Origin of the sequence: Pseudomonas sp. P5_152, from assembly GCF_033989915.1 — a bacterium.
Taxonomy (GTDB): Bacteria; Pseudomonadota; Gammaproteobacteria; order Pseudomonadales; family Pseudomonadaceae; genus Aquipseudomonas.
Window position 1 is genome coordinate 5,879,236 of the sequence record NZ_JASFAH010000002.1, and the last position, 26,829, is coordinate 5,906,064.

General features: G+C 61.9%; 23 protein-coding genes. 13 read left to right on the forward strand and 10 right to left on the reverse strand.

Annotated features, from left to right (window positions below; all coding sequences use genetic code 11):
• Window positions 1-71 precede the first annotated feature (71 nt).
• Window positions 72-1,511: a dihydropyrimidinase gene (hydA, locus tag QMK50_RS26860; RefSeq protein WP_320334460.1), complete on the reverse strand. Its 1,440-nt coding sequence runs from the start codon at window positions 1,509-1,511 to the stop codon at window positions 72-74.
• Between the two features lie 621 nt (window positions 1,512-2,132).
• On the opposite strand from hydA, the gene QMK50_RS26865 reads away from it, so the two are divergent.
• Both QMK50_RS26865 and QMK50_RS26870 read left to right on the forward strand, forming a co-directional pair.
• Window positions 2,133-3,617: an NCS1 family nucleobase:cation symporter-1 gene (locus QMK50_RS26865; RefSeq protein ID WP_159995771.1), complete on the forward strand. Its 1,485-nt coding sequence runs from the start codon at window positions 2,133-2,135 to the stop codon at window positions 3,615-3,617.
• A gap of 90 nt (window positions 3,618-3,707) precedes the next feature.
• Window positions 3,708-4,979 (forward strand): Zn-dependent hydrolase, encoded by a 1,272-nt coding sequence (locus tag QMK50_RS26870; RefSeq protein WP_095168845.1) that lies wholly within the window; start codon window positions 3,708-3,710, stop codon window positions 4,977-4,979.
• Between the two features lie 71 nt (window positions 4,980-5,050).
• Here QMK50_RS26870 and fabI read toward each other — a convergent pair whose 3' ends face one another.
• From fabI to gloB, 8 genes are all read right to left on the reverse strand, one after another.
• A complete protein-coding gene (gene fabI, locus QMK50_RS26875; protein ID WP_007910591.1) occupies window positions 5,051-5,845 on the reverse strand; it encodes an enoyl-ACP reductase FabI in 795 nt (264 codons plus the stop codon).
• A gap of 19 nt (window positions 5,846-5,864) precedes the next feature.
• On the reverse strand, window positions 5,865-7,475 hold the full coding sequence (locus tag QMK50_RS26880) for an ABC transporter ATP-binding protein (protein WP_320334461.1): 1,611 nt from the start codon (window positions 7,473-7,475) through the stop codon (window positions 5,865-5,867).
• Between the two features lies 1 nt (window position 7,476).
• Window positions 7,477-8,496: an ABC transporter permease gene (locus QMK50_RS26885; RefSeq protein ID WP_095168843.1), complete on the reverse strand. Its 1,020-nt coding sequence runs from the start codon at window positions 8,494-8,496 to the stop codon at window positions 7,477-7,479.
• A 1-nt stretch (window position 8,497) separates the two neighbouring features.
• Entirely contained in the window at window positions 8,498-9,571 is a 1,074-nt protein-coding gene (locus tag QMK50_RS26890; protein ID WP_095168842.1) for a microcin C ABC transporter permease YejB, read from the reverse strand.
• Window position 9,572: 1 nt separating this feature from the next.
• A complete protein-coding gene (locus QMK50_RS26895; RefSeq protein ID WP_095168841.1) occupies window positions 9,573-11,414 on the reverse strand; it encodes an extracellular solute-binding protein in 1,842 nt (613 codons plus the stop codon).
• Entirely contained in the window at window positions 11,411-13,243 is a 1,833-nt protein-coding gene (locus tag QMK50_RS26900) for an extracellular solute-binding protein (protein WP_320334462.1), read from the reverse strand. The genes QMK50_RS26895 and QMK50_RS26900 overlap by 4 nt, the downstream gene beginning before the upstream one ends.
• 252 nt (window positions 13,244-13,495) lie before the next feature.
• Window positions 13,496-14,923, reverse strand: a complete 1,428-nt coding sequence (locus QMK50_RS26905) for a transglycosylase SLT domain-containing protein (protein ID WP_095168839.1) — start codon at window positions 14,921-14,923, stop codon at window positions 13,496-13,498.
• Window positions 14,924-15,022: 99 nt separating this feature from the next.
• Window positions 15,023-15,790 carry a hydroxyacylglutathione hydrolase gene (gene gloB / locus QMK50_RS26910; RefSeq protein WP_320334561.1) on the reverse strand — a complete coding sequence of 256 codons (768 nt, stop codon included), beginning with the start codon at window positions 15,788-15,790 and terminating at the stop codon, window positions 15,023-15,025.
• Window positions 15,791-15,855: 65 nt separating this feature from the next.
• Between gloB and QMK50_RS26915 the strand changes: the two genes are divergently transcribed.
• Window positions 15,856-16,614, forward strand: a complete 759-nt coding sequence (locus QMK50_RS26915; RefSeq protein ID WP_095168837.1) for a class I SAM-dependent methyltransferase — start codon at window positions 15,856-15,858, stop codon at window positions 16,612-16,614.
• Window positions 16,615-16,706: 92 nt separating this feature from the next.
• Window positions 16,707-17,150, forward strand: a complete 444-nt coding sequence (rnhA, locus tag QMK50_RS26920; RefSeq protein ID WP_095168836.1) for a ribonuclease HI — start codon at window positions 16,707-16,709, stop codon at window positions 17,148-17,150.
• A 264-nt stretch (window positions 17,151-17,414) separates the two neighbouring features.
• Here the strand turns inward: rnhA and QMK50_RS26925 are convergent, their stop codons facing one another.
• Entirely contained in the window at window positions 17,415-18,296 is an 882-nt protein-coding gene (locus tag QMK50_RS26925; RefSeq protein ID WP_320334463.1) for a LysR family transcriptional regulator, read from the reverse strand.
• Window positions 18,297-18,423: 127 nt separating this feature from the next.
• Here QMK50_RS26925 and QMK50_RS26930 point away from each other — a divergent pair, with 127 nt between their 5' ends.
• From QMK50_RS26930 to dnaQ, 9 genes are all read left to right on the forward strand, one after another.
• On the forward strand, window positions 18,424-19,572 hold the full coding sequence (locus QMK50_RS26930; RefSeq protein ID WP_162530203.1) for a muconate cycloisomerase family protein: 1,149 nt from the start codon (window positions 18,424-18,426) through the stop codon (window positions 19,570-19,572).
• 10 nt (window positions 19,573-19,582) lie between these two features.
• Entirely contained in the window at window positions 19,583-19,873 is a 291-nt protein-coding gene (catC, locus tag QMK50_RS26935) for a muconolactone Delta-isomerase (protein WP_320334464.1), read from the forward strand.
• Window positions 19,874-19,923: 50 nt separating this feature from the next.
• Complete coding sequence (gene catA / locus QMK50_RS26940) at window positions 19,924-20,853, forward strand: catechol 1,2-dioxygenase (RefSeq protein ID WP_095168832.1); 930 nt, start codon at window positions 19,924-19,926, stop codon at window positions 20,851-20,853.
• Window positions 20,854-21,007: 154 nt separating this feature from the next.
• Window positions 21,008-21,964 carry an AraC family transcriptional regulator gene (locus QMK50_RS26945; RefSeq protein WP_095168831.1) on the forward strand — a complete coding sequence of 319 codons (957 nt, stop codon included), beginning with the start codon at window positions 21,008-21,010 and terminating at the stop codon, window positions 21,962-21,964.
• Between the two features lie 116 nt (window positions 21,965-22,080).
• Window positions 22,081-23,445 carry a benzoate 1,2-dioxygenase large subunit gene (gene benA, locus QMK50_RS26950; protein WP_095168896.1) on the forward strand — a complete coding sequence of 455 codons (1,365 nt, stop codon included), beginning with the start codon at window positions 22,081-22,083 and terminating at the stop codon, window positions 23,443-23,445.
• The gene (benB, locus tag QMK50_RS26955; RefSeq protein WP_095168830.1) at window positions 23,442-23,930 is read left to right on the forward strand and encodes a benzoate 1,2-dioxygenase small subunit; all 489 of its coding nucleotides are present in this window, start codon (window positions 23,442-23,444) and stop codon (window positions 23,928-23,930) included. Before benA ends, benB begins: the two co-directional genes overlap by 4 nt.
• A gap of 10 nt (window positions 23,931-23,940) precedes the next feature.
• On the forward strand, window positions 23,941-24,954 hold the full coding sequence (gene benC, locus QMK50_RS26960) for a benzoate 1,2-dioxygenase electron transfer component BenC (protein WP_320334465.1): 1,014 nt from the start codon (window positions 23,941-23,943) through the stop codon (window positions 24,952-24,954).
• Window positions 24,955-25,101: 147 nt separating this feature from the next.
• Entirely contained in the window at window positions 25,102-25,875 is a 774-nt protein-coding gene (locus QMK50_RS26965; protein ID WP_095168828.1) for a 1,6-dihydroxycyclohexa-2,4-diene-1-carboxylate dehydrogenase, read from the forward strand.
• Between the two features lie 89 nt (window positions 25,876-25,964).
• A complete protein-coding gene (dnaQ, locus tag QMK50_RS26970) occupies window positions 25,965-26,723 on the forward strand; it encodes a DNA polymerase III subunit epsilon (RefSeq protein ID WP_095168827.1) in 759 nt (252 codons plus the stop codon).
• Window positions 26,724-26,829: the final 106 nt, after the last annotated feature.

Genomic DNA, 26,829 nt, shown 5'->3' on the forward strand with positions numbered 1-26,829 from the left:
GGCCTCACGGTTATTTGAGGGTTTGCCTCTGGCGGGCATTGGTTTTTGTATGGCCTGTGTGGGCCCGGATCTCAGCGTTTCACCGCCACCGGCTTGCGCAGTTCGGCGCGCTTGCTCAACAGGTCGAACACCGCCGGGTAGGCTGGGCGTTCGATGTAGCGCCCGGCACCCCGTTCGGCCCGCAGGTCGCCATCGGCCCAGACCAGCCGGCCCTGGCTGATGGTATGGCTGGGAATGCCGCGCACGGTCTTGCCTTCGAAGATGTTGAAGTCGACTTGCTGGTGATGGGTCTTGGCCGAGATCGTGCGAGTGCCCTGTGGATCCCACAGCACCAGGTCGGCATCGGCGCCTACGCGGATCGCGCCCTTGCGCGGGTAGAGGTTGAAGATCTTCGCGGTGTTGGTGGAGGTCAGCGCGACGAATTCCAGCATCGACAGGCGCCCGCTGTTGACCCCTTCATCCCAGAGCACCGCCATGCGATCTTCGATGCCGGCCGTGCCATTGGGAATCTTGCTGAAGTCGTCGCGACCGGCGGCTTTCTGATCGGCGCAGAAACAGCAGTGATCGGTGGCGGTGGTGTGCAGGTTGCCCGATTGCAGGCCGTGCCAGAGTGCCTCCTGGTGGCCGCGGGGACGGAAGGGCGGGCTCATCACGTAACCGGCGGCGGTGTGCCAGTCCGGGTGCTGGTAGACGCTGTCATCCAGCAGCAGGTGCCCGGCCAGCACCTCACCGTAGACCGGTTGCCCCTTGCTGCGGGCATAGGTGATTTCGTCCAGGGCTTCCTTGGTCGAGACGTGCACCAGGTACAGCGGCGTGCCGAGGGTTTCGGCGATGCGGATCGCCCGGCTTGCCGCCTCGCCCTCGACCTGCGACGGCCGCGACAGCGGGTGTGCTTCCGGCCCGGTCATGCCCTGGGCCATCAACTTGCGTTGCAGGTGATAGACCAGTTCGCCGTTTTCCGCATGTACGGTGGGCACGGCCCCGAGTTCCAGGCAGCGTTCGAAACTGGCGACCAGGGTGTCGTCGGCCGCCATGATGGCGTTCTTGTAGGCCATGAAGTGCTTGAAGCTGTTGACCCCGTGCTGGCTGACCAATTCGGCCATTTCCTCGCGGACCTGCTCACTCCACCAGGTGATGGCGACATGAAAGCCGTAGTCGGCGGCGGACTTCTCGGCCCAGCCGCGCCACTGGTGAAAAGCTTCGAGCAGGGACTGCTGGGGGTTGGGGATCACGAAGTCGATGATCGAGGTGGTGCCGCCGGCAAGGCCCGCGGCCGTGCCGCTGTAGAAGTCCTCGCTGGCGACTGTGCCCATGAAGGGCAGTTGCATGTGGGTATGGGGGTCGATGCCGCCGGGCATCAGGTACTGGCCGCTGCCATCGAGCACTTCGCAGCCTGCGGGAATTTCCAGATTGTTACCGATGGCTTTGATCAAACCGTCGGCGCAGAGGACATCGGCGCGGTAACTTTCATCATGGGTAATTACAGTGGCGCCACGGATCAACAGAGACATTCCGAGTTCCTCGCAGGCAAGACCGGCTTGTGCCGGTTCTAAGTGTTTTATATGGAGCAGGCCAAGGAAGTTGTATTCCTGTCAGCGCTGTCAGGATTAAACGCTAGCTGGAGTTAAGCGAATGAGCAAGAATATTTTTTATATGCTTATAACTATCTTAAGTTATTGAATATAAACAGATAAAACTAAAAATACGCATATTGGTGCGACCGTTCACCATTTTGACGCACTTGACAGGAACCCAATATGGTCGAGATTTGTCATGTGAAATCAGCTATTTGAGGTCAGCCTGTGGCGAAGGAAAAATTCATCTATAAATATAACGCACCAGAATGAGTCCTGACGGGTTGGACAACTTGCCTGGCAGTTAGCCTGAGTGTGCGGGCGGGTTGTTGCAGGCGGGATAGTTTTGAAACAGAAACCAATTGATATCAGTTGTTTACATGGATTTTACTGATCCGCACCGAAGCCTGGCAGCGTCCGCGGCACGCTTATTGATTGCCGCCGCTGACACCTTGGCCGGAAGGTAAAAGTCGTCAGTTCTCCGGCCATCGTTTGGCTCGCGGTTACTCCGTTGGCCAGCCCGATGAGCAAAATAATCAAAAGAACAGTGGAGCGGCCATGCAACAGAACAGATCCCAGGTCACCGAGCGCGACGGGTTGTACGAGCTGGACGCCGGCAGTGACGTCCTCGACAGCCCCAGGTACAACCACGACATTGCCCCGACCAAGGTGCATGAGCGCACTTGGAACAAATGGCACATCACCGCGCTGTGGGTCGGCATGTCGATCTGCGTACCGACCTATACCCTGGGCGGGGTGCTGACAGCGTACTTCGGCCTGAGCGTCGGCGAAGCACTGCTGGCGATCCTGCTGGCAAACGTCATCGTCCTGATTCCGCTGACCCTCAATGCCTTTGCCGGGACCAAGTACGGTATTCCGTTCCCGGTATTGCTGCGGTCCTCCTTCGGGGTGATCGGCTCCAACGTACCCTGCCTGATCCGCGCCCTGGTCGCTTGTGGCTGGTTTGGTATCCAGACCATGTTCGGCGGGCTGGCAATCCATCTGTTTCTGGGCTCGATCTTCGAGGGCTGGAAATCCCTCGGCGGCACCGGCGAGGTTATTGGCTTCATGGTGTTCTGGGCCCTGAACCTGTGGGTGGTGCTGCGCGGGGCCGAGTCGATCAAATGGCTGGAGACCCTATCGGCGCCGCTGTTGGTGCTGGTGGGGCTGGGGCTGCTGGTGTGGGCCATGCCGAACGTTTCCCTGACCGAGTTGATGGCGCAGCCGCCCAAACGGCCGGAAGGCGCCAGCGTCTGGAGTTACTTTTTCGCCGGTTTGACCGCCATGGTCGGCTTCTGGGCCACCCTGTCGTTGAACATTCCGGATTTCAGCCGCTACGCAAAAAGCCAGAAGGACCAGATCGTCGGGCAGATCATCGGCCTGCCGCTGACCATGTTCCTGTTCGCCGCCCTGGGCGTGGTGCTGACCGCCGCCTCGGAAAAACTGGTGGGGGTGACAGTGTCCGATCCGGTGACCCTCATCGGTCACATCCAGAGCCCGCTCTGGGTCGCACTGGCCATGGCCTTGATCATCATTGCCACCTTGTCCACCAACACCGCGGCGAACATTGTGTCGCCGACCAATGACTTCCAGAACCTGGCGCCCAAGCTGATCAACCGGACCATGGCGGTGATGCTCACAGGGCTGGTGGGCCTGGCCCTGATGGGCCATGAACTGCTGAAAAAACTGGGTTGGATCGTCTCCGAGATCAGCCTGGAATCGGTGTATTCCAACTGGCTGCTGGGTTATTCGAGCTTGCTTGGACCGATCGCCGGGATCATGGTGGTGGACTATTTCCTGATCAAGAAACAGCAACTGGACCTGGCGGGGCTGTACCGCGATGACGTATACCCGGCGTGGAACTGGTTCGGTTTCATCGCGTTCGGCGTACCGGTGGTGCTGACCCTGTTGTCCCTGGGCAGCGATGCGTTCAGTTGGTTCTACAGCTACGGCTGGTTCACCGGTTCGGCCCTGGGAGGCCTGATTTACTACGGGTTGTGCACGATGCGGCCGGACGCTTCCATTGCGAAATCGGCGGTATGACTGCAGGCCTCATCGCGGGCAAGCCCGCTCCGACAGAGCGGAGCATGTGCCTGGTACCTGACAAAACAATAACAGCCTGAGGAGATCCCCATGAACGCGGCCGTAGACGTTCTGCAATCGAACCATCAGCACATCAATCGCGACCGCCTGTGGCAGTCGCTCATGGAGCTGGCCAGGCTCGGCGCCACGGTCAAGGGCGGCGTCTGTCGCCTGGCCCTGACCGACCTTGATCGTCAGGCCCGGGACATCTTTGTGCGCTGGTGCGAGGACGCTGGGTGCAGCGTGAGCATCGATGCCGTGGGCAACATTTTTGCCCGTCGCCCCGGGCGCAACCCGGACCTGCCACCGGTGATGACCGGGAGCCACATCGACACCCAACCCACCGGCGGCAAGTTCGACGGCTGTTTTGGCGTGCTGGCCGGGGTCGAAGTGCTGCGCACGCTCAACGACCTGGGAGTAGAGACCGAGGCGCCACTGGAGGTGGTGGTCTGGACCAACGAGGAAGGCTCGCGGTTTGCCCCGTGCATGATGGGTTCCGGGGTGTTTGCCGAAAAGTTCACCCTGGAAGAAACCCTGGCCAAGGTCGATGCCGAGGGGGTGACGGTCGGTGAAGCACTCAACGCGATCGGTTATGCCGGACCGCGCCAGGTCAGCGGGCATGCGGTGGGGGCTTACTTTGAAGCGCACATCGAGCAAGGGCCGATCCTGGAGGACGAGCGCAAGACCATCGGTGTGGTGATGGGCGCGCTGGGGCAGAAATGGTTCGACCTCAAGCTGCGCGGTGTCGAGGCCCACGCCGGGCCAACGCCGATGCACCTGCGCAAGGACGCCCTGGTGGGGGCCGCAGTGATAGTCGGAGCGGTCAATCGCGCGGCCCTCGGTCATCAGCCCCACGCCTGTGGCACCGTCGGTTGTCTGCAAGCCTATCCGGGATCGCGCAACGTGATCCCCGGCGAGGTGCGCATGACCCTGGACTTCCGGCACCTGCAGCCGGCGCGCCTGGACTCGATGATTGCCGAGGTGCGCGAGGTGATCGACAGCACCTGCCAGGAGCACGGCCTGACGTATGAGCTGACGCCGACCGCCGATTTCCCTCCGTTGTACTTCGACCAAGGCTGTGTCGAGGCCGTACGCGGCGCGGCCCAGGGCTTGGGCCTGTCCCATATGGATATTGTCAGTGGCGCCGGGCATGACGCGATCTTCCTCGCCGAACTGGGCCCGGCCGGGATGATTTTCGTGCCGTGCGAGGGCGGCATCAGTCACAACGAAATCGAAAACGCCACGCCAGAAGATCTGGCGGCGGGTTGTGCGGTGTTGCTGCGGGCGATGCTGGCGGCATCGGCGGCGATCGCCAAGAGGTAGGCCCAAGGCACAAAAAAACCGCCAGGATCGGCGTCAGCCGATCCTGGCGGTTTTTTCGTGCCGCGCGAAGATTACTCTTCGATGTTGCCCATGGCGGTGGTGTTGAAGCCGCCGTCCACGTACATGATTTCGCCGCTGATGCCGGACGCCAGGTCCGAGCACAGGAACGCGCCGGCGTTGCCGACTTCGTCGATGGTGACGTTACGACGCAGCGGGGTTTGTGCTTCGTTGGCGGCCAGCATCTTGCGGAAGTTCTTGATGCCCGAAGCTGCCAGGGTGCGGATCGGGCCAGCCGATACGCAGTTTACGCGGGTACCGTCCGGGCCGAGGGAGCCGGCCAGGTAACGCACGCCTGCTTCCAGGGAAGCCTTGGCCATGCCCATCACGTTGTAGTTCGGCATGGTGCGTTCGGCACCCAGGTACGACAGGGTCAGCAGGCTGCCGTTGCGGCCTTTCATCATTTCGCGACCAGCCTTGGCCAGGGCCACGAAGCTGTAGGCGCTGATGTCGTGGGCAATGCGGAAACCGTCACGGGTGGTGGCTTCGGTGAAGTCGCCGTCCAGTTGGTCGCCCGGGGCGAAGCCGACGGAGTGCACGATGCAGTCCAGGCCGTCCCACTTCTTGCTCAGTGCTTCGAAGACCTTGGCGATTTCTTCATCGCTGGCCACGTCGCACGGGAAGCACAGTTCAGGGCTCGAGCCCCAGCCTTGTGCGAACTCTTCGACGCGACCCTTGAGTTTGTCGTTCTGATAAGTGAAGGCAAGCTCAGCGCCCTCGCGATGCATGGCGGCAGCGATGCCGGATGCGATGGACAGCTTGCTGGCGACACCGACGATCAGTACGCGCTTACCGGCGAGAAAACCCATGTGTTGCTCCTCTTTCAGGTTATTGCGCAGTGGCTGGTGCCAGGAAAGCGGCTTCCAGCAACTGCTGTGTATACGGATGTTGGGGGGCGGCAAAGATACCTTGCGCGTCTCCCTGTTCGACCACTTGGCCATGCTTGACCACCATCAGTTGGTGGCTCAGCGCTTTCACCACAGCCAGGTCATGGCTGATAAACAGATACGTCAGGTTGTACTTGCTTTGCAGTCTGCGCAGCAGTTCAACCACTTGGCGTTGCACGGTGCGGTCCAGAGCCGAAGTCGGCTCGTCCAGCAAAATCAACGCCGGTTTTAGCACTAAAGCCCGGGCAATGGCGATTCTTTGCCGTTGCCCGCCGGAAAATTCATGGGGGTAGCGGTGCCGGGTTGCCGGGTCCAGTCCTACCTCCTCAAGGGCTGCAATGATAGCCAGCTCCTGTTCGGCTTGCGTACCGATCTTGTGGATCTGCAAACCTTCGCCGACGATCTGGCTCACGCACATGCGTGGGCTCAGGCTACCGAAGGGGTCCTGGAAGACCACCTGCATCTCCCGCCGCAGCGGTCTGACCTGCTGCTGCGTCAAGCCGTCCAACTGCTTGCCTGCAAAGCGGATCGCGCCTTTGCTGGCGATCAGGCGCAAAATCGCCAGGCCCAGGGTCGATTTTCCCGAACCACTCTCGCCGACAATACCCAGGGTCTGGCCCTGGGGCAGGCTGAAGTTGATCCCGTCCACCGCTTTTACATAATCGACCGTACTGCGCAAGAAGCCTTTCTTGATCGGAAACCAGACTTTCAGGTCCTCGACTTGCAGCAGCGGCGGCCCGATTTCATTGGTTGCAGGCCGCCCGCTGGGCTCCGCGGCCAACAGCTCACGGGTGTACGGATGCTGCGGCGCGCGAAACAATTCTGCGCAGGATGCCTGTTCGACGATGCAACCGCGCTGCATGACACATACCCGATGCGCAATTCTTTGCACCAGGTTCAAATCGTGGCTGATCAGCAGCAGCGCCATGCCCAGGCGCGCCTGCAACTCCTTGAGCAATTCGAGGATTTTCAGCTGCACGGTAACGTCCAGCGCGGTGGTCGGTTCGTCGGCGATCAACAGTTCGGGCTCGTTGGCCAGGGCCATGGCGATCATCACCCGCTGGCGCTGGCCGCCGGACAATTCGTGGGGCAGCGCCTTGAGGCGTTTGTGGGGCTCGGGGATGCCAACCAGCTCCAGCAGCTCCAGGGTGCGCCGGGTCGCGACCTTGCCGGTCAGGCCCTTGTGGATCCCGAGCACTTCGTTGATCTGCTTCTCGATGCTGTGCAGCGGGTTCAGCGAGGTCATGGGCTCCTGGAAGATCATCGCGATCCGGTTACCGCGGATGTGGCGGATGGTTTTCTCCTTCAGGCTCAGCAGGTCGTGTCCGGCGTACTGGATGGTCCCTGTGGGATGACGAGCGAGGGGGTAGGGCAGCAGGCGCAGGATCGAGTGCGCCGTGACCGACTTGCCCGAACCACTTTCGCCCACCAGGGCCAGGGTCTCCCCGCGCTTGATGTCGAAGCTGACGCCTTGCACCACGCGCTGCTGGTGCTCGCCAACCACGAACTCGACGCTGAGGTCGCGCACTTCGATCAGATTGTCCTGATTCATTTCACTTCCTCGGGTCGAAGGCATCGCGAGCGGACTCGCCGATAAATACCAGCAGGCTGAGCATCACCGCCAGCACGGCAAAGGCACTGATGCCCAGCCAGGGTGCCTGCAGGTTGGATTTGCCCTGGGCCACCAGCTCACCCAGGGACGGGGCGCCGGGTGGCAGGCCAAAGCCGAGGAAGTCCAGGGCGGTGAGGGTGCCGATGGCGCCCGTGAGAATGAACGGCATGAAGGTCATGGTCGAGACCATGGCGTTGGGCAGGATATGGCGGAACATGATCGCCCCGTTCTGCATGCCCAGCGCCCGGGCGGCGCGCACGTACTCCAGGTTGCGTCCACGCAGGAACTCGGCACGCACCACGTCCACCAGGCTCATCCAGGAAAACAGCAGCATGATCCCCAGCAGCCACCAGAAATTGGGCTGCACGAAGCTGGCGAGGATGATCAGCAGGTACAGCACCGGCAACCCCGACCAGATTTCCAGGAAGCGCTGGCCCAGCAAGTCGACCCAGCCGCCATAAAAACCCTGCAGGGCCCCGGCGATAACGCCGATGATCGAGCTGAGCACGGTCAGGGTCAGGGCGAACAGCACCGACACCCGAAAGCCATAGATCACCCGCGCAAGCACGTCCCGGCCCTGGTCATCGGTGCCCAGCAGGTTATCCGCCGAGGGCGGGGCCGGGGCCGGGACTTTCAGGTCGTAGTTGATGCTCTGGTAGCTGAAGGGGATCGGCGCCCACAGGGTCCAGGCGTCCTTGGCCTTGAGCAGTTCGCGGATGTAGGGGCTCTTGTAGTTGGCTTCCAGCGGGAATTCGCCGCCGAAGGTGGTTTCCGGGTAGCGCTTGAGTGCCGGGAAGTACCATCCGCCGTCGTAATGCACCGCCAGCGGCTTGTCGTTGGCAATCAGTTCGGCGCCCAGGCTCAGGCCAAACAGGATCAGGAACAGCCACAGCGACCACCAGCCACGCTTGTTGGCCTTGAACAGTTCGAAACGGCGGCGGTTGAGAGGGGACAGGTTCATCTCAATGCTCCCGGGTTTCGAAGTCGATGCGCGGATCGACCAGGGTGTAGGTGAGGTCGCCGATCAGTTTCACCACCAGGCCGAGCAAGGTGAAGATGAACAGCGTGCCGAAGACCACCGGGTAGTCGCGGTTGATCGCCGCCTCGAAACTCATCAAGCCGAGGCCGTCGAGGGAGAAGATCACCTCCACCAGCAGGGAGCCGGTGAAGAAGATCCCGATGAAGGCCGAGGGGAATCCGGCGATTACCAGCAGCATGGCGTTGCGGAACACGTGGCCATAGAGCACCCGATGGCGGGTCAGGCCCTTGGCCCGGGCCGTGACCACGTATTGCTTGTTGATTTCGTCGAGAAAGCTGTTCTTGGTCAGCAGGGTCATGGTTGCGAAGTTGCCGATCACCAGCGCCGTGACGGGCAGTGCCAGGTGCCAGAAGTAGTCGAGGATCTTGCCACTCCAGCTCAATTCGTCGAAGTTGTTCGAGGTCAGGCCGCGTAAGGGGAACCAGTCCAGGTAGCTGCCCCCGGCGAACACCACGATCAGCAGGATGGCGAACAGGAACGCCGGGATCGCGTAGCCGACGATGATCGCCGAGCTGGTCCAGACATCGAAGTGACTGCCGTGGCGGGTGGCCTTGGCGATCCCCAGGGGGATCGACACCAGGTACATGATCAGGGTGCTCCACAGCCCGAGGGAGATCGACACCGGCATCTTTTCCTTGATCAGGTCGATGACCTTGGCGTCGCGAAAGAAGCTTTCACCGAAATCCAGGCGGGCGTAGTTCTTGACCATGATCCACAAGCGTTCCGGCGCCGACTTGTCGAAACCGTACATGTGCTCGATTTCCTTGATCAGCGCCGGGTCCAGGCCCTGGGCGCCACGGTAGCTGGAGCCGGCCACCGAGACTTCCGCGCCGCCACCGGCAATCCGGCTGGTAGCGCCTTCGAAGCCTTCGAGCTTGGCAATCATCTGCTCCACAGGGCCGCCGGGGGCCGCCTGGATGATCACGAAGTTGATCAACAGGATGCCGAACAGGGTCGGGATGATCAGCAACAGTCGCCGTAATATGTACGCCAGCATCTTATTGCTCCACGCCTGCAGGTTCGGTTTGCTCGTTGGTCAGCACCTCGATCGCGGGCTTGGCATCGGGCTTGATCCACCAGGTGTTGATGCCTATGTCATAGGCCGGCGAAATCTTGGGGTGGCCGATGTGGTTCCAGTACGCCACGCGCCAGGTCTTGATGTGCCAGTTGGGGATCACGTAATAGCCCCATTGCAGCACTCTGTCGAGCGCCCTGGCGTGGGCCACCAGGCTCTGGCGTGAATCGGCGTTGATCAGTTCTTCCACCAGTTGGTCGATGGCCGGGTCCCTCAGGCCTATGGTGTTGCGGCTGCCGGGCTTGTCGGCACTTTCCGATTTCCAGAATTCACGCTGTTCGTTGCCCGGCGAGTTGGACTGCGGGAAGCTGCCGACCACCATGTCGAAGTCCCGTGAGCGCACGCGGGTGATGTACTGGGACACATCGACCCGGCGGATCACCAGCTCGATCCCCAGGTCACTGAGGTTGCGCTTGAACGGCAGCAGGACCCGCTCGAATTCGGTCTGGGCCAGCAGGAACTCGATGCTCACCGGTTTACCGGTGGTGTCGACCATCTTGTCGTCGACGATGCGCCAGCCGGCTTCCTGCAGCAGTTGGTAGGCCTGGCGCTGCTGGGCGCGGATCATGCCGCTGCCGTCACACACCGAGTTCTCGAAGGGCTGGCTGAACACCTGGTCGGGGATCTTGCCGCGCAAGGGTTCGAGGATCGCCAGTTGCTCGGCATCCGGCAGGCCGCTGGCGGCCATTTCCGAATTTTCGAAGTAGCTGCGAGTGCGGGCGTAGGCACCGTTGAACAGTTGTTTGTTGGTCCATTCGAAGTCCAGCAGCAGGCTCAGGGCCTGGCGCACTCGCACGTCCTGGAACACCGGGCGGCGCAGGTTGTAGACGAAACCTTGCATGCCGGTGGGGTTGCCGTTGGGGATCTGCTCCTTGATCAGCCGACCTTCGGTGACGGCGGGAATGTTGTAGGCGTTGGCCCAGTTCTTGGCGGTCATTTCCAGCCAGTAATCGAACTGTCCGGCCTTGAGTGCCTCCAGTGCCACCGTGTTGTCGCGGTAGTAGTCGGTGCTCAGGGTGTCGAAATTGTAGAAGCCGCGGTTGATCGGCAGGTCCTTGCCCCAGTAGTCCTTGACCCGTTGATAACGGATCGAACGCCCGGCCTTGACCTCGCTGACCTGGTACGGACCGCTGCCCAACGGCGCCTCGAGGTTGCCCTTGCTGAAGTCGCGGTTTTGCCACCAGTGCTTGGGCAGCACCGGCAGTTGGCCAAGGATCAGTGGCAGCTCGCGGTTATTGTTGTGCTTGAACTTGAACAGGACCCGCAGCGGGTCTTCGGCGATCACTTCTGCCACGTCGCCGTAGTAGCCGCGGAACAGGGGCGCGCCGTCCTTGATCAGGGTCTGGAAGCTGAAGACCACGTCCTCGGCGCGCACCGGATGACCGTCATGGAAGCGGGCTTCGGGGCGCAGGTAGTAACGCACCCAGCTGTTGTCCGGGGCCTTTTCGATCTTGCCGGCCAGCAGTCCGTACTCGGTGAAGGGTTCATCCAGGCTCTGGCGGGCCAGGGTGTCGTAGATCAGGTCGATGTTGTCGGCCGGCACACCCTTGCTGATGAAGGGGTTGAGGCTGTCGAACCCGCCGAAACCGGCCTGGCGGAAGATCCCGCCCTTGGGCGCGTCGGGATTGACGTAGGCAAAGTGCTTGAAGTCAGCCGGGTACTTGGGTGGCTCGTTATACAGGGTCAGGGCATGTTGCGGGGCCGCTTGGGCGACGCAGGCCAGTCCTGCGAAGACCAGGCCCAGCAGGGTACGCAAAGGCATCATTGGGCTTTCTCCGAAGTCTTCAGCCACCAGGCGTTGAGCCCCAGCGTGTAGGGCGGCGTGGTGACGAAGGCGAACCGGTTGCGGTACGCCAGGCGATGATAATTGATGTACCAGTTGGGAATGATGTAGTGCTGCCACAGCAGCACCCGGTCCAGGGCCTTGCCGGCGGCCAGTTGCGCGTCACGGGATTGGGCGGCGAGCAGTTGTTCCAGCAGGTGGTCGACCACCGGGTTGGCCACGCCGGCGTAATTCTTGCTGCCCTTGACCTTGGCCTGGCTGGAGTGGAAGTACTGCCACTGCTCCAGGCCCGGGCTCAGGGTCTGGTCGAGGGTCATCAGGATCATGTCGAAATCGAACTGGTCCAGGCGCTGTTTGTACTGGGCCCGGTCGACGGTGCGCAGGCGGGCGTCGATGCCGATGCTGGCGAGGTTTTCCGTGTAGGGCTGGAGAATGCGCTCCAGGTTCGGATTGACCAGCAGGATCTCCAGGCGCAGCGGTTGGCCGGCGGCATTCTGCAGGCGCTGGCCGCTGAGCTTCCAGCCGGCCTCGGCGAGCAGGCCAAGGGCCTGGCGCAGGGTGTCGCGGGGAATCCCGCGGCCATCGGTCTGCGGCAGGCTGAAGGGGGCGGTGAACAGCTTGGCGGGCAACTGCTCGCGATAGGGTGAGAGCATCAGCCACTCGTGACCCACCGGCAGGCCGGTGGCGGCAAACTCACTGTTGGGGTAGAAACTCATGGCCCGTTTGTAGGCGCCGCTGAACAGGGTGCGATTGGTCCATTCGAAGTCGAACATCAGGCCCAGGGCTTCGCGCACCTTGGCGTCGGCGAACGAGGCGCGCCGGGTGTTCATGAACAGGCCTTGGGTCTGGGTCGGGATCTGGTGCTCGATCTGCGCCTTGACCACCTCGCCACGGCGTACGGCGGGGAAGTTGTAGCCATTGGCCCAGTTTTTCGCCTGGTGCTCGATGTAAATGTCGAACTCGCCGGCCTTGAAGGCTTCGAACGCCACATCGCTGTCGCGATAGAACTCGACTTCGACGCGATCGTAGTTGTATTTGCCGCGATTGACCGGCAAATCCTTGCCCCAGTAATCCTTCACTCGCTCGAACAGCAACTGCCGGCCTGGCGACACCCGGGTGATGCGGTACGGCCCGCTGCCCAGCGGCGCCTGGAAGGTGGTGGCCTTGAAATCGCGGCCTTTCCAGTAATGCTGGGGCAATACCGGCAACTCGCCCAGGCGCAGGATCAGCAACGGGTTGCCCGCCCGCTTGAACACGAAGCGGATGCGCAGGGGGTTGAGGATATCCACCCGCTGCACTTCCTGCAGGCTGGTGCGATAGCGCGGATGGCCTTCCTTGAGCAGCAGTCGGTAGGAGAAGGCCACGTCGCGGGCGGTAATCGGCTGGCCATCGTGAAAGCGTGCTTCGGGCCGCAGGTTGAACACCACCCAGCTGCGGTCCTCGCTGTACTCGACGGACTGCGCGATCAAGCCGTAGCTGGAGGCCGGTTCGTCCCCTGATGGCGCGTACTGGCCGGTGCCGACCATCAACGGTTCGTTCAACTCGTTGATTCCGTACTGCAGGAAGTTAGCCGTGGCGACCGGGCTGGTGCCCTTGAAGGTGTAGGGATTGAGGGTGTCGAACGTGCCAAAGGCCATGAGCCGCAACGTACCGCCCTTGGGCGCTTGCGGGTTTACCCAGTCGAAGTGGGTGAAACGTGTCGGGTACTTGAGTGTGCCGAACTGCGCATAACCATGGCTTTCGCTGATCGTCGCGCATGCGGGGAAGCTCAAGGCCAGACTGATCAGGAACAGGGGCAGGGGACGCTTCAAGTCAGAGATCCGATCCAGGCGGCTTGGGCTACATGGTTCGTACAGTAACAGCTTGTATGGGCAGGAAAAAGGTAGGGTTCAAGGTTCTCCCACGCAACACGGGCCATCGTTGACGACCATCGCCGGCAAGCCGGCTCCCACAAGGTTTGCGGCAGAAACTGTGGGAGCTGGCTTGCCAGCGATGCACTAAAGAACAACGCGGTGATTCAGGATGTACGCGTCATCGTTGGCGACCATCGCAGGCAAGGGGGCTCAGCGTGGCGAGGAGACCGTCAGCATCTGCCCAGGCTTGAGTGCCTGGCCAACGCGCGGGTTCCAGCGCTTGAGGTGTTGCATCTCGACGTTGAAGCGCTTGGCTACCATGTACAGCGAGTCGCCTTGCTTGACCTTGTACTGGGTCTGCTTCTTGGTGTTGGCGGCCAGCACCGTAGTGGTGCGGCCGGTGCTGCGCTTGCGGGTGTCCTGCATGACCAGGGTCTGGCCGGCCTTGAGGTTCTTGCCGGTCAAGTTGTTCCAGCGCTGCAGGTCCTTGACGTCGACCCGGTTGGCCTTGGCGATGGAGGTCAGGTTGTCGCCGCGCTTGACCCGATAGTTACGCTTGGCCGTGGCCAGCGCCGGGCTGTCTGCGCCTTCGAACACCGGCTTGAGCGAACGCTTGCTGATCAGCTCTTCGGGTTTCATGGTCGACAGGCTGGTCGTCAGCAGTTGCGCCTTGGACGTTGGCACCAGCAGGTGCTGGGGGCCGTCGATGGTGGTGCGTTGCTTGAAGGCCGGGTTGAGCTGGAACAGTTCGTCTTCGTCGATGTTGGCCACCGCGGCAACCTTGGACAGGTCCATGCGCTGGTTGATCTCGACGACTTCGAAGTAGGGTTCGTTGGCGATCGGATTGAGGTTCACGCCGTAGGCTTCGGGCGCCAGGACCACTTGCGAGAGGGCCAGCAGCTTGGGCACGTAGGCCTGGGTTTCCGCCGGCAACGGCAGGTTCCAGTAGTCAGTGGGCAGGCCGAGCTTTTCGTTGCGCTCGATGGCCCGGCTGACCGTGCCTTCGCCGGCGTTGTAGGCCGCCAGGGCCAACAGCCAGTCGCCGTTGAACATGTCGTGCAGCTTGGTCAGGTAGTCCATCGCGGCCGTGGTGGAGGCCGTGATGTCGCGACGACCATCGTAGAAGCGGGTCTGGCGCAGGTTGAAATAACGCCCGGTGGACGGAATGAACTGCCACAGGCCGACGGCATGGGAACGCGAGTAGGCCATCGGGTTGTAGGAGCTTTCAATGACTGGCAGCAGGGCCAGTTCCAGCGGCATGTTGCGTTCTTCGAGGCGTTCGACGATGTAGTGGATGTACAGGCTGCCGCGCTCGCCGGCGCTTTCCAGGTAGGACGGGTTGCTGGCGAACCACAAGCGCTGTTGCTCGATGCGCGGGTTGACGCCCAGGCCATCTTGCAGCTGGAAGCCCTGGCGCATGCGCTCCCAGACATCCTGGGGAATTTCCGGTGCGGGCTTCTCGCTGAGCCAGATCGGTTTTTGCTTGGTGCGTACGGATAAGGTGTGGGCCGCGTCGGTTTGCGGCAACTGACTGGTGCTGCTACAGCCCGCCAGGGTGGCGGACACAGCCACCGCGATGGCTTGAGCCAAGCGGGTCAATGCGTCTGAATGGATGGATTTACGAATAGATGACGACATTGGCTGGAAGTAAGTTCCGGGCAAAAATGTCGGGCGATTCTAGAAAGCGCACCGGGTGCGGTCAACCATTCAGAATTTTTCGGCCTATGGTGGCACTGCTTAGAACTTATCTTTCCATGCGCGCAGGGCCGCAAAAACCTCACTGGGGGCCCGGTTATCGGGGCCATTCCGTTCGTCTATTTTTTCTTTAACAGATGTTACGCCAGTACGCAGAAACGGGTTTGTCAGCTTTTCCAGCGCCAGGGTCGAAGGCAACGACATGCGTCCGGCTTCGCGTAACTGGGAGACCTTCTCGAATCGCTCGGCTATGTGCCGGTTGTCGGGCTCGACCGCGACAGCGAAACGCAGGTTGCTCAGGGTGTACTCATGGGTGCAATACACCAGGGTGTCCTCGGGCAGGGCGGCGAGGCGGCTGAGGGAGTCATGCATTTGCTGCGGCGTGCCCTCGAAAAGGCGCCCGCAGCCGGCGGCGAACAGGGTGTCGCCACAGAACAGCAGGCCGTGGTGGTAATAGGCGATATGGCCCAGGGTGTGGCCTGGCACCGCATACACCTCAAACTCCCAACCGAGTACGCTGACTCGATCGTTGTCATTTAGGGCCACGTCGCGCCCGGGAATGTTTTCGCTGGCAGGGCCGTAGACCGTCGCGCCCGTGGCGTGCTTCAGGGTTTCGACTCCGCCGACGTGATCATGGTGATGGTGGGTGATCAGAATCTCGCTCAGCCGCCACTCCGGGTGTTGGGCCAGCCAGGCCTGGACCGGCGCGGCATCGCCTGGATCGACCACCGCGCAGCACTGGCTGCGATGATCCTGTAACAACCAGATGTAGTTGTCGGTGAACGCGGGAAGAGCACTGATCTGTATCATCGCGGGATTCGCCAAGCGGAAAACATTGGTGCATCTTAGAGCTTCCTGGCGCATTGGAGAATGCAATGACCGATAAAGCGTTCGCTCAGGCTGACCCGGACTGGCTGGCATTGATCAGCGCGGCCCGCGAGTGGCTGTCCGGTCCCCTGGGGCAATTTCTACTGAATGAAGAGCGGCGCATGCTCGAAGACGAGTTGGGGCGCTTTTTTGGTGGCTACCTGGTGCATTACGGGCCGTCTGCCGAGTCTCCACCCAATGCGCCCCAGGTGCAGCGTAATGTGCGCCTTGGCGCACCGTTGCCGGGGGTGGAAATCGTCTGCGAAGAACAGGCCTGGCCCCTCAGCGAACACGCCGCCGACGTGGTGGTGATGCAGCACGGCCTGGACTTCTGCCTGTCGCCCCATGGCCTGCTGCGCGAAGCGGCCAGTGCCGTAAGGCCTGGCGGGCATTTGCTGATCATCGGCATCAACCCCTGGAGCACCTGGGGTCTGCGCCATGTGTTTGCCCACGACGGGCTGCGCAAGGCGCGCTGTATTTCGCCGTCACGGGTTGCCGACTGGCTCAACCTGCTGGGCTTCGCGCTGGAGAAACGCCGCTTCGGGTGCTATCGTCCGCCGCTCGCATCCCCCGCCTGGCAAACACGTTTGGCCGGTTGGGAGCGCAAGGCCGGAGACTGGCAGGTATCCGGTGGTGGTTTCTATTTATTGGTGGCACGCAAGATAGTAGTCGGCCTGCGCCCGGTGCGTCAGGTTCGCCGCGAGCCAATGGGCAAGCTGATTCCACTGCCGATGGCCAAGGTCAACCGCCGCCACAGCGATCCGTAACACCCTCATTATTTTCCCGGCCGGGCTTGCCCGGCCTCAGGCGTTGTCGGTCGTTGATCGGCAAGCCACCGACATTTTCTGGATAGATTGGCATGAGCGATAGCGTAGAACTCTTCACCGACGGCGCCTGCAAAGGCAACCCTGGCCCCGGCGGCTGGGGCGCACTGCTGATCTGCAAGGGCGTCGAAAAGGAACTCTGGGGCGGCGAAGCCAATACCACCAACAACCGCATGGAACTGATGGGCGCGATTCGCGGCCTGGAAGAGCTCAAGCGTTCCTGCGACGTGCTGCTGGTGACGGACTCGCAGTACGTGATGAAAGGCATCAACGAGTGGATGGTCAACTGGAAAAAGCGCGGCTGGAAAACCGCGGCCAAGGAACCGGTGAAAAATGCCGACCTGTGGCGACTGCTGGACGAGCAGGTCAACCGCCACAACGTGACCTGGAAATGGGTCCGCGGGCACATTGGCCACCCAGGCAACGAACGTGCCGACCAATTGGCCAACCGCGGCGTCGACGAAGTTCGGGGCCTGTAGGATCTGTAAGGCTTGTGGGAGCGGGCGCCCGCTTGCGGCTTGCTCGCGATGGGGTCGGCACATTCAACATCGATGGTGCTTGGCGCATTGCTATCGCGAGCAAGCTCGCTCCCACAGTGGTTTTGGATGCGCACAGATCCCGCATACACCTACAAAACCTGTGGGAGCGGGCTTGCCCGCGATGGGGTCGGCAAAGCCAGCATCCATAGCGCCTGGCACACCGCTATCGCGGGCAAGCCCGCTTAATGGGACTGCGCCGAACTATCAAGCGCTGCGCAACTGCTCGATCAGCCGCAGGCAATGGTTCAGCCCCGGCGACACATCGCCGATGCGCTGGCTGAGGATGATCGGCGAGGTGGCATTGCTTTCCAGCAGTGGAGTGAAGCCGATGTCGTCGCGGTGCAGCAACTGCACCGAGGCCGGTACCAGCGTCACGCCGATTCCCGCGCCCACCAGGCCTATCGCCGTTTGCAGTTCGTTGGTCCACTGCGCCACCTTGATGCTGACCCCGTAGGATTCGAACAGCGCGATCACGTGATCGGCATAGCTTGGCCGGGGATTGCCCGGGTACAGCACAAAGGGTTCGGTGGCCAGTTCGGTGAGGCTGATGGGCCGTGCGAGCAGAGGGTGGCCAGCGGGCAGGGCGGCGACCAGGCGGTCTTCGTTGAGCACCGTCTGGATGATCGCCGGGTCGTCGATGCGAATCCGCCCGAATCCGACATCGATCCGCCCGGCCTTGAGTGCCTGCACCTGTTGCAGGGTGGTCATTTCCGACAGCCCCAGCTCCAGTTCCAGGATCTCGTTGCTGCGCAGGCGGCGAATCAGCTCGGGCAACACGCCATACAGGGTCGAAGGCGCAAAGCCGATGCCCAGCCAGGTCTTCTCGCCCAGGCCGATGCGCCGCGTGTTGTCGCAGACCTTGTGCAGTTGCTCGAGCAACGCTGTGGAATGCTCGAGGAAAAATCGTCCCGCCTCGGTCAGGCGCAATGGCCGCCCACGCTCAAGCAGCACCACCCCCAGTTCATCTTCCAGTTGCTGGATCTGCCGGCTCAGTGGCGGCTGGGCGATATGCAGGCGCTCGGCGGCGCGTGTGAAATTCAGGGTTTGCCCCAGCACCTGGAAGTAACGCAAATGACGCAGCTCCATGAGCCCTCCACCGTCCACAGGAGTGAATACCTTTAAGGTATCGATCCAGACCAATTCTATATTGGAACCCAGAAAAAAGCCGTACGAGAATCGATCCCAGAACTTCAAGAACCTAACGGGTATCGACATGCTTGCTGCTGCCATTAAATCGATCGAGACGATCATCGTCGATCTGCCGACCATCCGCCCACACAAGCTGGCGATGCACACCATGCAGAACCAGACCCTGGTGATCATCCGGGTACGCTGCGAGGACGGTATCGAGGGGATAGGCGAGGCGACCACCATCGGTGGCCTGGCCTACGGCAATGAAAGCCCGGACAGCATCAAGACCAACATCGACCAGCATTTCACTCCGCTGCTGCTGGGCCAGGATGCCAGCAATATCAACGCGGCGATGTTGCGCCTGGAGCGCAGCATTCGCGGCAACACCTTTGCCAAGTCAGGTATCGAAACTGCCTTGCTCGACGCTCAGGGCAAGCGCCTGGGGCTGGCGGTCAGCGAATTGCTCGGTGGCCGGGTGCGCGACGCGCTGCCGGTAGCCTGGACCCTGGCCAGCGGCGATACCGCCCGGGACATCGCCGAGGCCGAGCAGATGCTCGACCTGCGTCGGCACCGGATCTTCAAGTTGAAGATCGGCGCCGGTGACGTCGACCGCGACCTGGCCCATGTGATCGCCATCAAGAAAGCCCTGGGCGATCGCGCCAGTGTGCGGGTCGACGTCAATCAGGCGTGGGACGAAGCCGTGGCCCTGCGCGCCTGCCGGATTCTCGGCGGCAATGGCATCGACCTGATCGAACAGCCGATTTCGCGCAACAACCGTTCCGGCATGGTGCGCCTGAATGCCATGAGCCCGGCGCCGATCATGGCCGACGAGTCGATCGAGTGCGTCGAGGACGCGTTCAACCTGGCCCGTGAAGGCGCGGCCTCGGTGTTCGCCCTGAAAATCGCCAAGAATGGCGGACCCCGCGCGGTGTTGCGCACGGCGGCGATTGCCGAAGCGGCGGGCATCGGCCTGTACGGGGGCACCATGCTCGAAGGCGGGATTGGTACCCTGGCCTCGGCCCATGCGTTCCTGACCCTGAACAAACTGAGCTGGGACACCGAACTGTTCGGCCCGCTGCTGTTGACCGAAGACATCCTCAGCGAACCGCTGGTGTACCGCGATTTCCACCTACACGTTTCATCGGCGCCGGGCCTGGGCCTGAACCTGGACGAAGAGCGCCTGGCGTTTTTCCGCCGGGACAAGAGCGCCCCTGCCCACCATTTAGTCTGAGGAGTTGCGCATGTTGTTCCAAGTAAAAATGACCGTGAACCTGCCGGTCGACATGAACCCTGAGCGAGCCGCTCAACTCAAGGCCGACGAGAAGGCCCTGGCCCAGCGCCTGCAGCAGCAGGGCAAGTGGCGGCACCTGTGGCGCATTGCCGGGTTGTACGCCAATTACAGCGTGTTCGACGTCGACAGCGTGCAAGAACTGCACGATCTGCTGATGCAATTGCCGCTGTATCCCTACATGGCTATCGAAGTGACGGCGATGTGCAGGCATCCTTCTTCTATTCATGAGGACGATCGCTGAGCCGCTGTTGCCTGTTCTGTACTCTAATAAATACAAGATGAGGATTAATCATGAACGTCAGAATTTCCCACACTGCCACGGCCCAGAAGTTTCTCGAAGAAGCCAGCGGCCTGCTCAACGATGACGGTAACCCGCGTGCCAAGGCCCTGGTCTACCGCATCCTGCGCGATTCGGTGAACATCATCGAAGACCTCAACGTGACCCCGGAAGAGTTCTGGAAAGCGGTCAACTACCTCAACGTGCTGGGCAGCCGTCAGGAAGCCGGCCTGCTGGTGGCCGGCCTGGGCCTGGAACACTATCTGGACCTGCTGATGGACGCTGCAGACGAGCAGGCCGGCAAGGCCGGCGGCACTCCGCGGACCATCGAAGGCCCGCTGTACGTGGCCGGCGCACCGCTGTCCCAGGCAGAGGCACGCCTGGATGACGGCGTCGACCCGGGTGTGGTGCTGTTCATGCAGGGCCAGGTCAAGAACACCGACGGCACGCCGCTGGCCGGGGCTGTGGTTGACGTCTGGCACGCCAACACCGGCGGCACCTACTCGTATTTCGATGGCAGCCAGTCGGAGTTCAACCTGCGTCGGCGCATCGTCACCGATGCCGAAGGCCGCTATCGTTTTCGCAGTATCGTACCGTCGGGCTACGGCTGCCCACCGGATGGCCCGACCCAGCAACTGCTCGATCAACTGGGCCGGCATGGCCAGCGTCCGGCGCACATTCACTTCTTCATCTCGGCCGATGACCATCGCCACCTGACCACCCAGATCAACCTGGATGGCGACAAGTACCTGCACGATGACTTCGCCTACGCCACTCGTGACGAACTGATCGCCCAGATTACCTTCAGCGACGATCAGCAGCGTGCCGCGGCCTACGGCGTGAGCGGTCGGTTTGCCGAAATCGAGTTCGACTTCACCCTGCAATCCTCGGCCCAGCCCCAGGAGCAGCAGCGTCACGAGCGGGTTCGCGCACTGGAGGACTGATCCACGCGGGAATCGAGCCACGGTAAAACCCTGCGGTTTTCCCGTGGCTTTGCGCTGTGGGGTAAGTTGCCTAGAATGCCCAGGCCTGATTTGCCTGAGCAGGGCGCCACGAGCAGCCCTGCACAGCCTATAAAAATAATGAGAGTGACCGGTTATGCAAGCGCATCTCTTGAGTGAGCGCAGCAGTGTCTTTGCGCAGGCCGACCCTTACGCGGTGTCGGGTTACGTCAATCAGCACGTGGGCAACCACTGCATCCGCCTGCCCAAGAGTGGCAGCCCGCAAGCCAGTCTCAATCACAGCAAATTCGCCAGCCTGGACCTGTGCCGCATCAGTTACGGCGGCAGTGTGCGGGTCACCTCGCCAGCGCTGGAGACCATCTTTCACCTGCAGGTACTGCTCAAGGGCAACTGCCTGTGGCGCGGTCACAAGCAGGAACACTACTTCGCCCCCGGTGAACTGCTGTTGATCAACCCGGACGATCCGGTGGACCTGACATACTCCGACGACTGCGAAAAATTCATCCTGAAAATGCCCGCCAGCCTGCTCGAGTCGGTCTGCCAGGAACAACGCTGGCTGCATCCGGGGCAGGGCGTACGCTTCCTCGAAAACCGCTACCAACTGGCCGAACTCGAAGGCTTCGTCAACCTGCTGGGCATGGTCTGCCAGGAAGCCGAGGCCACCGAGAGCATGCCCCGGGTTCAGGAACACTACGCGCAGATCATCGTCAGCAAGATGCTCAGCCTGATGAAAACCAACGTCAGCCGCGCCGGTCTCGGTTCCCAGACCTCGAGTTTCGAGCTGATCGCCGACTACATCGAGCGCAATCTCAAGCAGGACATCTGCAGCGAGGAACTGGCGCGCCAGGCCCGCATGAGCTTGCGCTCGCTGTATGGCCTGTTCGAACGGCATGCCGCCTGCACGCCGAAAAACTACATCCGGCAGAAGAAACTGGAGCGGGTCAACGCCTGCCTCAGCGACCCCACCTGCACGGTGCGCAACGTCACTGAACTGGCCATGGACTACGGCTTCCTGCACCTGGGGCGGTTTTCCGAGAGCTACCGTAAACAGTTCGGCGAATTGCCTTCCGATACCCTCAAGCGCCGCCATTGACTGCCATGGGGGCAATTGCACAAAACGGATAATGATCTGCAGCCAATGGCTATTGCCCCTCCAGCACCGGCTCTAGCATGAGCCTTGCCTGAATAAAAACAATGGAGGCGGCGGCCATGTCCCTGCGACCCGAATACCTTCACTCCCTGCTCGAAGACGACAAAGAACAGGGTATTTTCCGTTGCAAGCGCGAGATGTTTACCGACCCGCGCCTGTTCGATCTCGAAATGCAGCACATTTTCGAGGGCAACTGGCTGTATCTGGCCCACGAGAGCCAGATCCCCAACAAAAATGATTTCTACACCACCACCATGGGCCGCCAGTCGATCTTCATCGCGCGCAACAAGGACGGTGAGCTCAACGCCTTCATCAACGCCTGCAGCCACCGTGGGGCGATGCTCTGCCGCCACAAGACCGGCAACAAATCGTCCTACACCTGCCCGTTCCATGGCTGGACCTTCAACAACTCCGGCAAGTTGCTCAAGGTCAAGGACCCCTCGGCGGCAGGCTACCCGGCCAGCTTCAACTGCGAAGGCTCCCACGACCTGACCAAAGTCGCGCGCTTCGAGTCCTACCGCGGCTTCCTGTTCGGCAGCCTCAAGGCCGATGTGGTGCCGCTGGTCGAGCACCTGGGGGAATCGGCGAAGATCATCGACATGATCGTCGATCAGTCCGCCGACGGCCTGGAAGTGCTGCGCGGCTCCAGCAGCTACATCTACGAAGGCAACTGGAAGCTCACCGCGGAAAACGGCGCCGACGGCTACCACGTCAGCTCCGTGCACTGGAACTACGCAGCCACCCAGAACCAGCGCAAGCAGCGTGAATGCGGGGACGAGAACCCGACCATGAGCGCCGGCACCTGGGCCAAGCAGGGCGGCGGCTTCTACTCCTTCGACAAGGGCCACATGCTGCTCTGGACCCGCTGGTCCAACCCCGAGGACCGTCCGCTGTACGAACGCCGTGACGAACTGGCCAGGGACTTCGGCAAGGCGCGCGCCGATTGGATGATCGAGAACTCGCGCAACCTGTGCCTGTACCCCAACGTGTACCTGATGGATCAGTTCAGCTCGCAGATCCGCATTGCCCGGCCGATCTCGGTCAACCGCACCGAAATCACCATCTACTGCATCGCCCCCAAAGGGGAGAGCGACACCGCGCGCTCGAGCCGGATCCGCCAGTACGAAGACTTCTTCAACGTCAGCGGCATGGCCACCCCGGACGACCTGGAAGAGTTCCGTTCCTGCCAGATGGGCTACCAGGGCAGCACCAGCGCCTGGAACGACATGTCCCGCGGCGCCGAACACTGGGTCGAAGGCGCCGATGAGGCGGCCAAGGAAATAGACCTGCACCCGTTGCTCAGTGGCGTTCGCACCGAAGACGAAGGGCTGTTCGTGCTGCAACACAAGTATTGGCAGCAAACCATGCTCAAGGCGCTGGACGCCGAGCAGTCGGCGTTGATCAAGGTGGAGGAACTGGCATGAGCGTGACCTACGACACCGTGCGCGACTTTCTCTACCGCGAAGCGCGCTACCTCGACGACAAGGACTGGGACAACTGGCTGGAGCTGTACGCCGCCGACGCCAGCTTCTGGATGCCGTCCTGGGACGACAACGACGAGCTGACCGAAGACCCGCAGCGGGAAATTTCCCTGATCTGGTACGGCAACCGCACCGGCCTTGAAGACCGCATCTTCCGTATCAAGACCGAACGTTCCAGCGCCAGCGTGCCGGACACCCGGACCTCCCACAACATCAGCAACATCGAGCTGCTCGAACAGCACGACGGCCTGTGCAAGGTGCGCTTCAACTGGCACACCCTGAGTTTTCGCTACAAGACCGTCGACAGCTATTTCGGCAGCAGTTTCTACACCCTCGACGTGCGCGGTGACAGCCCGCTGATCAAGGCCAAGAAAGTGATCCTGAAGAACGACTACGTTCGCCAGGTCATCGATGTCTACCATTTGTGAGGCCGCGCGCATGTCCCATTCCATCGCTTTGAATTTTGAAGACGGCGTCACCCGTTTTGTCGACGCCAACCCCGGTGAGACTGTGGCCGATGCCGCCTACCGCCAGGGCATCAACATCCCGCTGGATTGCCGCGATGGCGCCTGCGGGACCTGCAAGTGTTTTGCCGAGGCCGGGCGCTATGACCTGGGTGAGGAATACATCGAAGACGCGCTGACGGCCGAAGAAGCCGAGCAGGGCTTTGTCCTGACCTGCCAGATGCGTGCCCAGAGCGATTGCGTGGTGCGGGTGCCGGCCTCGTCCGATGTCTGCCGCACCCAGCAGGCCAGCTACAGCGCCGCCATCAGCCAGGTGCGGCAGTTGTCGGACAGCACCATTGCCTTGTCGATCAAGGGTGAGGCCCTGAGCAAGCTGGCGTTCCTGCCGGGGCAATACGTCAACCTGGGCATTCCCGGTAGCGAGCAGACCCGGGCCTATTCATTCAGCTCGCTGCAGCGTGACGGCGAGGTCAGCTTCCTGATCCGCAACGTTCCAGGCGGGTTGATGAGCAGCTTTCTCACCGGCATCGCCAAGGCCGGCGACTGCATGAGTCTGGCGGGCCCCCTGGGCAGTTTCTACCTGCGTGATATTCAGCGGCCGTTGTTGCTGCTGGCGGGCGGCACGGGACTGGCGCCATTCACCGCCATGCTGGAAAAAATCGCCGACCAGGGCAGTGCCCATCCGTTGCACCTGATCTACGGGGTGACCAACGATTTTGACCTGGTGGAGCTCGATCGCCTGCAAACCTTGGCCGAGCGCATCCCCAACTTCAGCTTCAGCGCCTGCGTGGCCAACCCGCAAAGCAGCCACCCGCTCAAGGGCTACGTGACCCAGCACATCGAACCCCGGCATTTGAACGATGGCGACGTCGACGTCTACCTCTGTGGTCCGCCGCCGATGGTCGAGGCGGTGAGCCATTACATCCGCGAGCAGGGCATTGCACCGAAGAATTTCTACTACGAAAAATTTGCCGCCAGTGCTGCCTGACAGGCTCAGGCAGCCACCCCATCCCCTGTGGGAGCGGGCTTGCCCGCGATAGCGCCGGGTCAGCCAACAATGATGTTGACTGTGCCGAAGTCATCGCGGGCAAGCCCGCTCCCACAGGGATCAGTCACACCGTCTTGAGGATTGGATATGCACAGATTCCACGAAAAAGTCGCGCTGGTTACCGGCGCAGCCCAGGGTATCGGGCGTCGAGTGGCCGAGCGCATGGCGGCGGAAGGTGCGCGCCTGGTGCTGGTCGATCGCTCTGAGCTGGTGTTCGAGTTGCAGGAGCAACTGGGCGCACACTGCGAAGTCCTGACCCTCACGGCCGACCTTGAACAATACACCGAGTGCGACCGGGTGATGCAGGCCGCGGTCGAGCGTTTCGGACGTCTCGACATCCTGATCAACAATGTTGGCGGCACCATCTGGGCCAAGCCGTTCGAACATTACGAGGCGCAGCAGATCGAGGCGGAGGTCCGGCGGTCGTTGTTTCCGACCCTGTGGTGCTGTCACGCCGCATTGCCGTACATGCTGGAGCAGGGCAGTGGGGCGATCGTCAACGTCTCCTCCATCGCCACCCGCAGTGTCAATCGTGTGCCTTATGGCGCGGCCAAGGGCGGGGTCAACGCCCTGACGGCATGCCTGGCCTTCGAAACCGCCGGGCGCGGGATCCGGGTCAATGCCACGGCCCCAGGTGGCACCGAAGCACCGCCGCGGCGAATCCCGCGCAACAGCGCCGAGCAGAGCCCGCAGGAGCAGGTCTGGTACCAGCAGATCGTCGACCAGACCGTCGACAGCAGCCTGATGAAGCGCTATGGCACCATTGATGAACAGGTCGAGCCGATCCTGTTCCTGGCGTCCGACGCCGCGGCCTATATCACCGGGTTGGTAATGCCGGTGGGCGGTGGCGACCAGGGCTGAGGCCTGCAACTGCCATCCGGCGGTGCTTTGCAGCTCTGTGTTAAGATCGCCGCCCTACGCAAAATGCTACGCAGAAGGGGTGTACATAGATGGCTCAGAGGATGGTGGTGCTCGACACCGAAACCACCGGCATGCCGGTAACCGACGGGCACCGGATCATCGAGATCGGTTGCGTCGAGTTGCTCGGCCGACGCCTGACGGGCCGGCATTTCCACGTCTATTTGCAGCCAGATCGGGAAAGTGACGAGGGCGCGATTGGCGTCCACGGCATCACCAACGAGTTCCTGGTGGGTAAGCCGCGCTTCGCTGAAGTGGCCGATGAGTTCTTTGAATTCATCAAGGGCGCCCAACTGATCATCCATAACGCGGCGTTCGACGTTGGTTTCATCAACAACGAATTTGCCCTGATGGGCGCGCACGACCGGGCGGACATCACCCAGCACTGCTCGATCCTCGACACCCTGATGATGGCCCGGGAGCGTCACCCCGGGCAGCGCAACAACCTCGATGCCCTGTGCAAGCGTTATGGCGTCGACAACTCCGGCCGTGAACTGCACGGCGCGTTGCTCGACTCCGAGATCCTTGCCGACGTCTACCTGACCATGACCGGCGGCCAGACCAGCCTGTCGCTGGCTGGCAATGCGTCTGACGGTAACGGTTCGGGTGATGGCTCCGGCAGCCAGGCCAGTGAAATCCGTCGCCTGCCGGCGGATCGCACCCCGGCGCGGATCATTCGGGCCAGCGAAGCCGAACTGGCCGAGCATGCCGTGCGCCTGGAAATCATCGCCAAGTCCGCCGGCGCGCCCGCGCTGTGGACTCAACTGGCCGAAGCCAAAGCCCTGGGCTGAGGAAGTAGCGCCGACCCTGTGGGAGCGGGCGCCCGCTTGCGGCTTGCCCGCGATGGACTTAAGGACCCCGCGTTGAGCCTGGCTTGGCGCGGCATCGTTCACGACC